The organism is Streptomyces sp. NPDC003379 (genome assembly GCF_053589195.1).
This window is the reverse complement of sequence record NZ_JBSFRK010000043.1, coordinates 37,914-50,296: the sequence shown is the minus strand read 5'-3', so window position 1 is coordinate 50,296 and position 12,383 is coordinate 37,914. Positions and strand designations below refer to the sequence as shown.

9 protein-coding genes are annotated in these 12,383 nt (G+C 72.3%); 6 read left to right on the top strand and 3 right to left on the bottom strand.

The window, feature by feature from the left end; genetic code table 11:
* Positions 1-42: 42 nt before the first annotated feature.
* A complete protein-coding gene (locus ACWDVB_RS31935) occupies positions 43-1,209 on the top strand; it encodes a hypothetical protein (protein ID WP_451518424.1) in 1,167 nt (388 codons plus the stop codon).
* Positions 1,206-2,510, top strand: coding sequence for an extracellular solute-binding protein (locus ACWDVB_RS31930; protein WP_451518423.1), 1,305 nt, complete (start codon positions 1,206-1,208; stop codon positions 2,508-2,510). Before ACWDVB_RS31935 ends, ACWDVB_RS31930 begins: the two co-directional genes overlap by 4 nt.
* Positions 2,511-2,519: 9 nt before the next feature.
* Here the strand turns inward: ACWDVB_RS31930 and ACWDVB_RS31925 are convergent, their stop codons facing one another.
* Positions 2,520-4,373, bottom strand: coding sequence for an MFS transporter (locus ACWDVB_RS31925; protein ID WP_451518422.1), 1,854 nt, complete (start codon positions 4,371-4,373; stop codon positions 2,520-2,522).
* A gap of 186 nt (positions 4,374-4,559) precedes the next feature.
* Entirely contained in the window at positions 4,560-7,628 is a 3,069-nt protein-coding gene (locus tag ACWDVB_RS31920; RefSeq protein ID WP_451518421.1) for a D-alanyl-D-alanine carboxypeptidase, read from the bottom strand.
* A gap of 278 nt (positions 7,629-7,906) precedes the next feature.
* On the opposite strand from ACWDVB_RS31920, the gene ACWDVB_RS31915 reads away from it, so the two are divergent.
* The 3 genes from ACWDVB_RS31915 to ACWDVB_RS31905 all read left to right on the top strand — a co-directional run bounded on the left by ACWDVB_RS31915 (position 7,907) and on the right by ACWDVB_RS31905 (position 10,384).
* Positions 7,907-8,677: a GOLPH3/VPS74 family protein gene (locus tag ACWDVB_RS31915; RefSeq protein WP_451518420.1), complete on the top strand. Its 771-nt coding sequence runs from the start codon at positions 7,907-7,909 to the stop codon at positions 8,675-8,677.
* Between the two features lie 416 nt (positions 8,678-9,093).
* Positions 9,094-9,951: a helix-turn-helix domain-containing protein gene (locus ACWDVB_RS31910; protein ID WP_451518419.1), complete on the top strand. Its 858-nt coding sequence runs from the start codon at positions 9,094-9,096 to the stop codon at positions 9,949-9,951.
* Positions 9,952-10,174: 223 nt separating this feature from the next.
* Positions 10,175-10,384 carry a DUF397 domain-containing protein gene (locus ACWDVB_RS31905; protein ID WP_451518418.1) on the top strand — a complete coding sequence of 70 codons (210 nt, stop codon included), beginning with the start codon at positions 10,175-10,177 and terminating at the stop codon, positions 10,382-10,384.
* 129 nt (positions 10,385-10,513) lie between these two features.
* Here ACWDVB_RS31905 and ACWDVB_RS31900 read toward each other — a convergent pair whose 3' ends face one another.
* Positions 10,514-11,353 (bottom strand): hypothetical protein, encoded by an 840-nt coding sequence (locus ACWDVB_RS31900; protein ID WP_451518417.1) that lies wholly within the window; start codon positions 11,351-11,353, stop codon positions 10,514-10,516.
* Positions 11,354-11,443: 90 nt separating this feature from the next.
* Between ACWDVB_RS31900 and ACWDVB_RS31895 the strand changes: the two genes are divergently transcribed.
* Positions 11,444-12,241 (top strand): SDR family oxidoreductase, encoded by a 798-nt coding sequence (locus ACWDVB_RS31895; RefSeq protein ID WP_451518416.1) that lies wholly within the window; start codon positions 11,444-11,446, stop codon positions 12,239-12,241.
* The last annotated feature ends 142 nt before the right edge of the window (positions 12,242-12,383 follow it).

Sequence of the window (12,383 nt, the reverse complement as noted above, 5' to 3'; positions counted from 1 at the left end):
CCGCATCCAGTCGAACACGACCATCCCCCCTGGCAGCCCCCGATGACCCCCTCCTGGCGCACCGCCCGTCTCGTCGTCGCCGACGTGCTGCGTCGCCTGCGACGTCACCTGTGGGCCGCCCCGCTGGCCGAGCGGCCGCGCAACCGTGCCTACCTGCGTGAGCGGATGATCGCCCTGCCGCTGCTCGCCGTCGTCGCGTCCGTCGCGTTCGGGTGGGCGTACGCGGAGATCCGCGCGGACTCCGCGGCGCTGCGCGGGAGTTACCTGCCCGCGCTCGGTGATCTGGCCGACGCGGAGATGTCCCTGCGCATCGCCGACCGCGAGGCGGAGAAGAGCCTCGGTGCCGGGGAGTCGGTGCGGCTCTCCGGGATCGGCAACCGTTACCTCACGCGTACGAAACGGGCCGCGCAGAGCCTCAACCAAGTGGCCCGCAGCGGCGCCCTGACCACCGCCGAGCGCCAGGAGCTCGACGTGGTCTCCGGTCTCGTCGTCGACTACGGCACCTGGATCGCCTACGCGCAGAACAACGTCGGCGACCCGGCGCTGCGGGACGCCGGACTCTCGTACGCCCGCAGCATGCTCTGCACGCCTGCCGTGCCCCCGCGCAAGGCGGGCCCCGGCGGCTATCCGCCGTGCGAACCCCGCACCGGCTCCGACGCGACCGCCGTCGTGGACCGCATCTCCGCGCTGGAGGAGAGCCTGCGCGGCCGGCTCGCGGGCCGGGCGGCCCCCGGGGGCGGCGTGATCGCCGCGGCCGTCGTCGCCGCGACCGCCCTCACGCTCCTCACCGCCGGGCTGTGGCGTACCCAGGTCTTCCTCCACCACCGCTTCCATCTGCGCGTCAGCGTCCCCCTGCTCGTGGCCGCGCTGCCGCTGCTCGCCCTGCCGTTCCTGACGGCCGACGCGGTGCTCGCCCACCGCGCGCAGCAGCGGGTCGCGGCCACGGCGGGCGAGCTGTCCCGCGCGACGTCACCGGCGATCGAGTCCACCGTCGACTCGCGGCCCTTCGGCCGCCCGCACCCCCGCCTGATCGCCTCCCTGGACGCCCGCGCCGACCGCGACCTCGCCGAGGGCCGCCTCTCCTCGCTCGACGGCGCCGCGCCCTGGGTGGGACCGGTGGGCCTGCTCGACGCGGGCCTCGTCTACACCGCGCTGCACGCCTACCGCCGCGAGTACGTCCTCATCTCCCGCTCCGGAGCCGCCACATGAGCCCGGCCCCCGCCGTCCCGCCTGTCCTGCGCGTCCTGCGCGTCTTCCTTGCGGCCTGCCTGCTCGCCGTCACCGCCGGTGCCTGCACGGACCGGCCGGAGGAGACGCTCGTCGTCCTCGGGCCCTGGACGGGCGACGAGGGCGAGGCGTTCGAGGCGATGCTGAACGAACTCGACGACGGCACGGGACAGACGTACACCTACCAGGGGACCCGTTCCCTGCGCGAGACGCTCGTCGCGCAGCTGGAGGCGGACGACCCGCCCGACGTGGCGATCCTCAACAGCCTCGGCGAGCTGACCGAGTACGCCCGCGCCAACCGCCTCAAGCCGCTCACCGCCACGGCCGCCGCCCGCGCCTACCCGCCGTGGGCGCCGCCGCTCGTCGTCGACGGCACGCGCCGCACCTACTGGGTGCCGCTCAAGGTCGACCTGAAGAGCCTGGTGTGGAGCAAGGAGGGGCAGTCGGCCGCCGCCCCGAAGTGGTGCGTGGGCCTCGCCTCGCAGGCCACATCCGGCTGGCCGGGCACCGACTGGGTCGAGGACATCCTGCTCCACCAAGCGGGCCCGGACGTCTACACGGAGTGGGCCACCGGACGGCTCAGCTGGCGCGACCGGCGGGTCCGCGAGGCGTGGACGACCTGGGCCGACCTCCTCGGCGACCGTTCCAAGGCGTCGATCGACCAGTCCCTGACCATGTCGTACGTGGGCACTCCCGACCCGGCGACCAAGGGCGGCGGGAGCCCGCGCGGCCTGCTCGACTCGCTGACGCCGCGCTGCACGCATGAGCACCAGAGCGCCTTCATCCGGTACGTGTACGCGGACGACCCGGTGCGCGCCGACCCGTCGGCGGGCTTTCTGCGCGGCCGGTCCGCGTACGACGGCGCGTACGAGGTGGCGGGCGACATGGCCGCCGTGTTCAGCGACAACCCGGCGGCCCGCACCCTCGTCGAGCGCCTGTCGGGCAGGACGGCCCGCACGCTGTGGCGCTCCGAGGCGAAGGACGAGCTGCGGCCGCTGTTCCCGGACGCCACCGACCCCCAGCCGACCGACCCGACGGGGCGGCGCATCGCCGGCATCCTCACCGAGAAGGCGCGCACCCTCTGCTTCGACGCCTCGGACGTGATGCCGCCGGGGCTGCGCGACGCGTTCCACCGGGCGGTCCTGCAGTACTTCAGGAACCCGACGGGCAGACGGCTCGACGAGCTCCTCGGACAGCTCGACGCGGTCCGCGAGGAAGCCGTATCGGAGACCGGGCCCGGCCGTCTGCCCGCCTCCGGGATCTGCGCGGCGCCGGGCGGCTGACGCCGGGCCTCAGCGCGCCAGCCCCTCCGGGCAGGGCGTGCCGCGCGGCAGCTGGTAGGGCGAGCCGAGCCGGTAGGTGCCGGCCTTCGGGGCGATCAGCTCGACCCACTTGTCGCCGTTGTGGTCCTCCGGGGCCTCCCGCAGACAGCCGTGGACGTTGGCGTACTCCTTGGGGAGTCCGTCGTCCGACTCGCGCCGCCGCTGCGACTCCTCGGTCTCCTCGGGCCGCTCCACGCCCTTGCCCTCTGCGTCGACGACGCTCAGCCACGGCGAGTACGGGATGCGGATCAGGACACGGCCCGGCTCCTTCACGCGGAGCGTCATCTCGCCCGGCTCGGCGCGCTCCACGACGGCGTGCGGCTCGGCGAGCGGCTTCGGGTCGAGGACCTCGTACAGCCGCCAGTTGGAGTCGACCCACACCTGCTTCAGATAGGGCAGGCCCTTCCCGATGAGCTGCGCCTCGCGCTTGCCCCCGTCGCCGTCGGGCTCGCCCTCGGGCAGCACGACGTAATGCACGGACCAGCGCTGGAGCCACTCGTGGTAGTTCGCGGAGTTGAGGGTGTCGTCGTAGAAGATGGGGTTGCGTTCCATGTCCGCCTGCCGGTTCCAGCCGCGGGCGAGCTGGACGTACGGGGCGAACGCGGACGCCTCGCGGTGGCTGCGGGCGGGCACCACCTCGACGCGGCCCTTGGCGGCGCCCACGTCCTGCAACTCCTCGATCAGCGGCGCGACCGCACGCGTCCAGGACGCGACCGGCCTGGTGTGCACCACGTCGTCGCCGGCCTTGAACCCGACCCACCCGGTGAACCCGGCGAGGGCCAGCACGAGCGCGTACCACTTGCGGGACTTCGGCACGGTGAACGGCAGGGCGGCGAGCAGCACGACGCCCGCGAAGGACATCGCGAGACGGGTGATGTTGGAACCGATCTGCGAACTGATCAGCCAGACGCCGAGCACGAACACCGCGTACACGGCCGTCGTGATCCGTACGGTCTTCCACTCCTGCGGCACGAGGAAGTAGACGAGCACCGCGAAGAGCAGCGGCAGCGACGCCGACCCGAAGGACATCGGCTGGGTGCCGGAGAAGGGGAAGAGCCAGGCGGAGAGCCCGACGACCACGGCGGGCGCGAGCCCCAGCGCGTACGCGCCCGGGTACCGCTTGCTGAGGAAGAGCGCGACGGCGACGAGCCCGACGAAGAGACCGGCCACCGGGCTGCCCATCGTGGCGAGCGCGGCGAACGGCGCGGCGACCAGGGCCTTCGCCCACCGCTTGTAGCGCCAGCGGTACGGCCAGCAGAACACGGCGGCGACCGCCATGAGCGCGAACATCTGTCCGAGGCCGTAGGTGACGCGGCCCGACACGGCGTTGCAGAACAGGGCGAAGACGCCCGCGAGGGCGGGCCACAGGGGCTGCTTCACCGCCCGGCTGCGGACCAGGATCATGGTGAGCAGCGTGGCCGAGAGCGTGCCCGCGATCATCATCGTCGTCCGCACGCCGAGCACCGACATCAGATACGGCGAGACGACGCTGTACGACACCGGGTGCATACCGCCGTACCAGGCGAGGTTGTACGCCGAATCCGGGTGCCGGCCGACGAACTCCGCCCAGGCGTCCTGCGCCGCGAGGTCGCCGCCGCTGTTGGCGAACGTGAAGAACCAGACGATGTGCAGCACGGCGGCGACGGCCGTCGCGGTGGTCACCGGGTGGCGCTGGAGGCGCCGCGTCAGCCGGGTGACGAGGGTGTCCTCGCGGGCCTGCGGCCCGGAGGGCAGCGGTATTCGCGGGCCGGTGCCCGGGCTCTCGCCCTCGCTGCTGTCCGGCTCGGCTTCGTCGTCGGCGCGCGTCGGCTCCGCTGTGGCCACTGGAGGCTCTCCCCGTGTCGTCCCTGTATGCCCCGGGTCGAGCCGACGGGGGTCCGTCCCGGAACACCCCGCACTCGGCCCCGGCGTACTGCCCCCCGAGCTTGTGACGCTAGCACGCACCCGCGGGGGGAGGCCCGGGGTGGGCCTCCCCCCGCGGGGAGCGCTGCTCGGGTCGCTGCGGCTCGGTCAGCCGACGCGCTGGAGCTTGGCGCCGAGGCCAGGCTCGGCGAGGTCCTTCTGGAGGGCCACGGGCACCTCCACGGCGTCGCCCTTGCCGTCACCGACGCTCAGCACACCCACCTTGGTGCCGGCCTTCGCCGTGTGCGGGACGGGCTCGCCCTTCCGCTCCTCCAGGCGCAGCCTCACGGTCAGGCCGGCCCAGCCCACCGCGGAGACGTCCTTCGTGGCGACGACCGGGGTCGTGCCGCCCAGGCCGTCGTCGACCTGGCCGACGACAGCGCCCTTCTTCACGATGGTCTTGGCGGTGAGCGCGTCCTGCCCGGCCTCGATGAGCTTGCGGGTCACGCCGGTGACCTCGTCGATGTTGGCGACGCCGTCCTTGCCGAACTGGCCGAGGGCGGCGCCGATGATCGTCTGCGTCTCGCCGCCGACCTTCTTCTCCGCGGCGAAGAGGATGTTGCCGCCCGCGGCCGTGGTCGTGCCGGTCTTGATGCCGATGGCGACGGTCGGGACGAGGCCGAAGAAGTTGTTCTGCTTGTCGCCGTTGAGGTCCTTGTAGCTGGGCTGGCGGGAGATCTCGTTGAAGACCGGGTTCTCCATCGCGGCGCGGCCGAGCTTCACGAGGTCCTCGGCGGTGGAGACGGTCGTCTTGTCGAGGCCGCTGGGGTCCGTGTAGTGGGTGTTCTTCATCCCCAGCTCCTTGGCGGTCTTGTTCATCTTCGCGACGAACTCGTCCTCGGAGTGGCTCTTGGTGTCCCAGCGGGCGAGCAGCTTCGCGACGTTGTTCGCGGACGGCAGCATGACGGCTTGCAGCGCCTCGTACTCGGAGATCTTCTGGCCCTCGGTGACCTTGACGACGGACTCCTGCTCCGCCTTGCCCGTCTCGTAGTGCTTCTGCGCGGCGGCGTCGACGGGGATCTTCGGGCCGTCCTGGCCCTTCTCCAGCGGATGGTCGCGCAGGATCAGATAAACGGTCATGACCTTGGCGATGCTGGCGATCGGCACGGGCTTCTGGTCGCCGGACGTGCCGAACGAGCCGATGCCGTTGACGTCCATCGCGGCCTGCCCCTGGGCCGGCCACGGCATGGACGGCTTGTCCCCCTCGAACGACACGGACTGCGCGGCGGTGAGGGTGAGCGTGGCGGGCGGCAGCGGCCGGACAGCCTGTACGACCGCAAAGGCGACGATCAGGAGCAGCACCAGCGGCGTCCAGATCTTGAACCTGCGCACGGCCGTGCGGACCGGGGTCTCGGGCGGCGGCGGCGTGTTGGTCAGCTCGGCGAGCAGGTCGAGCGGGGGCTTGGGGGGCAGGGGCTGCTGTGTCGTACGTTCCGCGGGCGGGGGCGCCTTGGGGCCACTGACCTCGCCGGGAGCGGCCTTGGGCTCGGCCCTGTTCCCCACCTGCGGCGGCGCGGGCGGCCCGTCGAGCGGCTTCAGCGCGACGAACTTACTGGTCCGCTCGGCGTCCCGCTCAACGTCCCCCGCGGGCTTCGCGGCGCCCTTTGCGCTGCCCTTTGCGGACTCCTTTGCGGACTCCTTCGCGGACTCCTTGGCGGGTGCCTCGCCGCCGAGCTTGAGCATGGTGGTCGGCTGATCCACCGCGGGCTTGACCGTCGGAGCCTTGAACACGGCGGTGGCTTGATCCACACCGCTGAACTCGACGCCGCCGGAGCGGGGCGCGGTGCCCTCGGGGGTCGTGGCCTTGGTGCCCTTGCCGGTCGGGGTGGCACCGCCGGAACGGGGGTCGGCGCCCTCGCCGGGGCCGGAGCCCTCGGAGGGCGTGGCCTTGGCGCCCACGCCGACCGCGGCGGCGCCGCCGGAACGGGGCGCGGTGCCCTCGGGGGACGCGGGCTTGGCGCCCTCACCGGCCGGGGCAGCCCCGCCGGAGCGGGGCGCGATGCCCTCGGGGGACGCGGCCTTGGCGCCCTTGCCGGTCGGGGTGGCGTCGCTGGAACGGGGCGCGGCGCCCTCGGAGGGCGTGGCCTTGGAGCCCTTGCCGGCCGGGGCGGCGTCGCCCTTGTCGGCACGGGGACTCTTGGCGTTGGCGTCGGACTCGGGCCAGGGCTCGGGCTCGGCGTCGGCCTGGCCGCCGGCCTGGGCCTGGGCTCCAGCGCCGCGCCGGACGCCGGACTCGGCGCCGGCTTGGGCCTGGACCTGGGCCTCGGGCTCGGCACCCGTCTCGGGCTTGGCCTTGGCGGCAGCCTGGGCTTGGACCCCAACGCCGGACTCAGCGCGGGTCTCGGACTCGGACGCGGGCTCGGCGCCAGCCTGGGCCTCGGCGTCGGCTCGGACCGGAGCCTGGGCCTGGGCCTCGGGCCCGCCGACCTGGGCCCCGGCGCCAGGCTTGGGCTCAGCGCCCGCCTCGGCCTGAGCCTCGGCGCCGGCCTGGGCCTGGACCCCAACGCCGGACCCAGCGCGGGTCTCGGACTCGGACGCAGGCTCGGCGTCAGCCTGGGCCTCGGCGTCGGCTCGGACCGGAGCCTGGGCCTCGGGCCCGGCACCGGGCTCGGGCTCGGGCTCGGGCTCGGGCTCAGCCCCGCCGACCTGGGCCTGGGCGCCAGATTTGGGCTCAGCGCCCGCCTCGGCCTGAGCCTCGGCGCCGGCCTGGGCCTGGACCCCAACGCCGAACTCGGCGCCGGGCTCGGCGCCGGACTCGGCGCCGGACTCGGCGCCGGACTCGGCGCCGGGCTCGGCGTCAGGCTGGTTCTCAGCGCCGGACTCGGGCTCGGGCTCGGCGTCAGGCTGGGCCCCAGCGCCGGGCTCGGCGCCGGGCCCGGGCTCGGGCCCGGCGGAAACCGCGCTCGCCGGAACCGCGTTCTCCGCGGGGGTGGTCTTCCCGGTTTCCGCAGGACCGTCACTGCCGGTCCCGGCGCCGCTCTCGGCGGGCGTCTTGGCCGCCGGGGCGTCGTCGTCCGACGTGGCGACCCACGCCGCCACCGCGTCCCGGAGCCGCGCGTCGCCGGCCGGGGTGGTGCCGGGGGTGTCCGGAGTCGGACCGCCGGCGGCGGCCTCCCGTGCGGCGGGGATCTCACGGGCGACCGCGAGCCGCGGGTCCCGTTCCTCCGGTGCCGGCACAGAAGGGTCCTCCGCAGTCGGGTTCCCCGACGACTTCCGCTGCTTCGACCTGTCGGGGGTCTCGCCCGCCACCGATGCCTCCTCGTACGCCATGCCGTATGCCGAATCCGGTCGGACCCCACTGTCCGAACCGTGTACCAGTGTCCTGTGTGAGGGCTTAACCCCCGTGGTAGACGAGAACGACATACCTACTGGTTCCCGTACATCCCGCCCACGCGCTCTCGACAGACCAATGTGAGAGGGGTCACCCTGTCACTCATCCACGCGGGGAGGCATGGATGGGCAGGAGCCGCAGAACAATTCCGGAGGAGCTTCTGCTGCTCGCTTTGGACCCGGCCACGGGTACCACAGCGCAGCCGCAGTCGCTCGACCTCGGTCTGGCCGGAGCACAGCTAGTGGAGCTGGCGCTGGCCGGACGGATAGCCCCAGACGGGGATCGTATCGCCGTGGTGATGCCACGGCCGACCGGAGATCCGACTCTGGACTCCGCACTGGAGCTGCTGCGCAGGCGCGGCAGCCCGGTTCGGGCGGTCCACTGGATCGGCGGGCCCCGACTGGGGCTGCGCCAGATCTACCTCGCGCACCTGGAGCGGTGCGGCATGGTGCATGCCGTATCGGGCCAGATGTGCGGAGTGCTGCCGACGACTCGCTACCAAGCGACGGAGACGGCCATCAGCCGGGACATCAGGTCCCGGCTCGATTCGGCGATCCGCACCGGCGTACCGCCGGACCCGCGGACCGCGGCGCTCGCCGCGCTGGCCCACGCGGTCGGTCTCGGCAAGCATCTGTACCCCGGGAACGAGGGGCGTTCATCGCGCTCCCGGCTCCGGGACCTCATCAGGCACGACCCCATGGGCGGCCTCGTGGCACACGCCGTGATGGACGTCCAGAACGGCGTGGCCGCTCAGCCGCGCCGCAGCGCGGCACCGGCGGGTCCCACGGGCCCCGCGGGTCCTGGCGGCCGGCAGCCGGCCAGGGCGGTGATGGATCCGGACCGGATCCCGATGCAGCCGCGCCGCGGATCCATGGCACGCGCCGTGGCCCACTGAGCACGGCACAGCACCATCAGTACAGGCACCATCCGTACAGGCGCCATCCGTACAGGCGCCAGCAGCACAGGCACCAGCAGCACAGCACCATCCGCTCGGCAGTACACACGTAACCGCTCAGCACCACCGCATCACCGAACCGCCGCACCAGCGCCGCACCGCAGTCCCCCCAGACCCGGTCCGGGAGCCGCTGGGCCGCGCGGGGAGCGGTACCGGACCGTCCGGACGACGACACCCGGAACCGCCGCCCCGCGCGGCCGCACACCCTCTGGCGCCGCGAGGACGGCTCGCACCCGCATACGTCCGCCCGCACGTTCGCACATCCGCTGTTTCCCAGCGGTGCCACACACGTTGGTGGCACTCTGCTGAGCAGTAGATACGCAAATCGAGGCAGGCAAGCCGGAGGTGCACGTCCCGTGGCGTCCAATGTCAATCCCACCGTCAGGCGACGCCGGTTGGGCCAGGAGCTCCGTCGGCTCCGTGAGCTCAAGGGCATGACGGCCGAGGAGGTCGCGGAGCGCCTGCTCGTCTCGCAGTCGAAGATCAGCCGCCTCGAGAACGGCCGCCGCTCCATCAGCCAGCGCGACGTGCGCGACCTGTGCGGTGTCTACGAGGTCGAGGACCACCGCGTCGTCGACTCCCTCATGCAAATGGCCAAGGACTCGCGCCAGCAGGGCTGGTGGCACTCCTTCGGCGACATCCCGTACAGCGTGTACATCGGTCTGGAGACGGACGCCGCGTCCCTGCGCGTGTACGACCCGCAGGTCGTCCCCGGCCTCCTGCAGACCCGCGCCTACGCCGAGGCGCTGATCACCGGCGCGCTCCCGGAGACCACGACGACCGACATCGAGAAGCGCGTCCAGGTGCGCATGCGCCGCCAGGACCGCATCGCGGCGCCGGAGAATCCGCTGCGCCTGTGGACCGTTCTGGACGAGTCCGCGCTGCGCCGCGTGGTCGGCTCCCGGCATCTGATGCGCGAGCAGCTTGAGCACCTCGTGGAGCAGTCCCGGCTGCCGCATGTGACGGTCCAGGTGATCCCCTTCGAGCTGGGCGCGCACCCGGGCCTCAATGGTCAGTACGCGATCCTGGAGTTCCCCGACGCCGCCGACTCCAGCGTGGTCTACATCGAGGGCGTCACGAGCGACCTGTACCTGGAGAAGGCCAACGACGTCCAGCAGTACAGCGTCATGTACGAGCATCTGCGGGCCCAGGCGCTGAACGTGGAGCAGTCGCGGCAGCTCATCACGGAGATCGCGAAGGGGTACGCCCGCTGACCGAGGGGCCGCGGAACCGCCCCCTCCCGGAAAAAGGCCGCACGGTACACCCTTCCCTCGTCGGGACGGAAGACCCCCCTGGAATATGCCATCCGGTCGAGTGAACGGCCCCTTCACGTGCCGATGTTGGCGAGTAGCGTCGTTCACGCCATCGAGCAGCAGTGTTGGCGCACACCGCGATCACGCGGGACAGCAACTCAACAACTGGGCAACCGGAGGAAACATGGCAATTCAGCAGGGTGTCTCGCATACGTGGGTCAAGTCCTCGTACTCCACCGGGAACGGAGCCTGTGTCGAGGTCAAGTCCCCGATGACGGCGGGCATCTCGGTGCGGGACTCCAAGGTCATCGAGGGCCCGGTCCTCGCCTTCCCCGCCGACTCCTGGAACGCGTTCGTCACCGAGGTGAGCCGGGGGGCTGCCGATCTCGCGTGACGACGCGACAGCGAACCGGCCGGAGACCCCGGCCCACAAGGTCAACCGCAGCACCACAACCGCATAAGCACCACCGTATGAGCCCTCTCGACTGGCCCGCCGTCCCGGCCGAGGGGGCTCGGCCTTGGATCAGCGCAGCTGATCGACGTACAGGTCCGTTCCCGGCACCGTCGGGATGAAGGGCGCGACCAGCTCCACGTGCCCGAGGCCCGATGCGGCCACGGCCGCGTCCCGCCCGGTGAAGTGGGCCTCCCAGCACTCCCGCGGATCCTCCTGGAGGAACCACAGCAGCGTCAGCCGGGTGTCCACGCCCTCGACCTGCTTCACGTACGTCATCCGGTCGCCGGGCAGCGGGGTCGGCCGGAAGACCGTCACCATCGCGGCCGGCGACCCGGCGAGCGCCCGCGGCAGCTGCCGGGCCCGCAGCCACTCCAGCAACTCGCCTCTCCGCTCGGGCGCTTCCGCGTCGATGACCTCAAGGACCAATCCCTTGTACGGGTGGTCGAGCGCGTGGAAGTCGCGTGGGCCCGCCGCGCCGTCCCGGTAGACGCTCGCCTCGTGGTCCTGGAAGGCGGTGAAGACGTGGGTGCGTTCCTGATGGACGCGGCCGTCGCGGTTCAGCCGCTTGTTGATGCCGACGGTCCACTTCATGTGGTCGTCGTAGCGGCCGTCCGTCACCCAGTACGTGGAGAGGTAGCACCCCGCGGTGACCGGCTCGGCGACGGCGGACTTGTCGGGGTAGCGCAGGAGCTGGAGTTCGCGTGGGGCGACCCAGCGGCGGCCCGCGTACATCCAGGGCATGGCCATCGCGCCCGCGTAGTAGTGGTCGTCCTCGTACCAGCGGTTGTACGCGAACTCGTGCCCCGGGTGCGGCTCGACCATGGTGATCAGGGCGTGCCCCGGGTGCACTCCGTAGGGCCCTACGGCGGCCAGCTCGGCGTACACGTCACTGCGGGTGTCCTCTTCCATGCCTCTCCCCTGCCTCCCTCTTCCGTCCTCCGGTGGACGCCCATACTCTGACGCCCCGTCAGTAAAACTGCCAGAGCCGGGAGGCGCTCCATGCCGTCGTCGTCACCGCTCGCGGGAAAGACCGTTGTCGTCTCGGGTGTCGGCACGGGGCTCGGCCACCGGGTCGCGGCGGCCGTCGTACGGGACGGCGGCAACGCCGTGCTCGGCGCGCGCACGGAGGCGAACCTCGCCAAGTCGGCCGCCGAGATCGATCCCGGGGGCGCGCGCACCGCCCATCGCGTCACGGACATCACCGACGAGGCCCAGTGCCGGGCCCTCGCCGGACTCGCGTGCGAGCGGTTCGGCGGGATCGACGCGGTCGTCCATGTCGCCGCCCGGGACAGCTGCTTCGGCGGCCTGGAGGACGCGGACTTCGAGACCTGGCGCGGGGTCGTCGACGTCAATCTGCTCGGCACCCTGAGGATGACGCGGGCGTGTCTGCCCGCGCTGAAGGAGCGGCGGGGCGGTTCGGTGGTCTTCATCGGAACGCAGTCGGCGGTGGCGGCGCCCTCGCAGGTGCGGCAGACCGCGTATGCGGCGTCGAAGGGGGCGCTGACCTCCGCCATGTACTCCCTCGCTCGGGAGCTGGGGCCACATCGCATCCGGGTCAATACGGTGCTGCCGGGGTGGATGTGGGGGCCGCCGGTGGAGGCGTATGTCCGGTTCACGGCGGATGCGGAAGGGGTGCCGGAGGCGGAGGTCCGGGAGCGGCTCGCCTCGCGCATGGCCCTGCCCGATCTGGCCACGGACGGGGATGTGGCCGACGCGGTGGTCTTTCTGGCGTCGGAGCGGGCCCGGGCCATCACGGGGCAGTCCTTGCTGGTGAACGCGGGGGAGTTGATGCGGTAGCGCCCCCTGGCGGGAGTCAGGTATATGAACAGAGGTCAGTGAACCGAACGATTTTGCACGCTCTTGACCCTACCCCCCGTTGTCGCCGACGCATGCCCGAACCCACGATGAGCACGCACTTCCGGGTCGTTCATGTCTCCAG

Bases quoted from the DNA above. Each gene is read 5' to 3' on its own strand.
- ACWDVB_RS31905 (WP_451518418.1), top strand. From the start codon at position 10,175: ATGGCAATTCAGCAGGGTGTCTCGCATACGTGGGTCAAGTCCTCGTAC.
- ACWDVB_RS31900 (WP_451518417.1), bottom strand. From the start codon at position 11,353: ATGGAAGAGGACACCCGCAGTGACGTGTACGCCGAGCTGGCCGCCGTA.
- ACWDVB_RS31935 (WP_451518424.1), top strand. From the start codon at position 43: ATGACCCCCTCCTGGCGCACCGCCCGTCTCGTCGTCGCCGACGTGCTG.
- ACWDVB_RS31895 (WP_451518416.1), top strand. From the start codon at position 11,444: ATGCCGTCGTCGTCACCGCTCGCGGGAAAGACCGTTGTCGTCTCGGGT.
- ACWDVB_RS31915 (WP_451518420.1), top strand. From the start codon at position 7,907: ATGGGCAGGAGCCGCAGAACAATTCCGGAGGAGCTTCTGCTGCTCGCT.
- ACWDVB_RS31930 (WP_451518423.1), top strand. From the start codon at position 1,206: ATGAGCCCGGCCCCCGCCGTCCCGCCTGTCCTGCGCGTCCTGCGCGTC.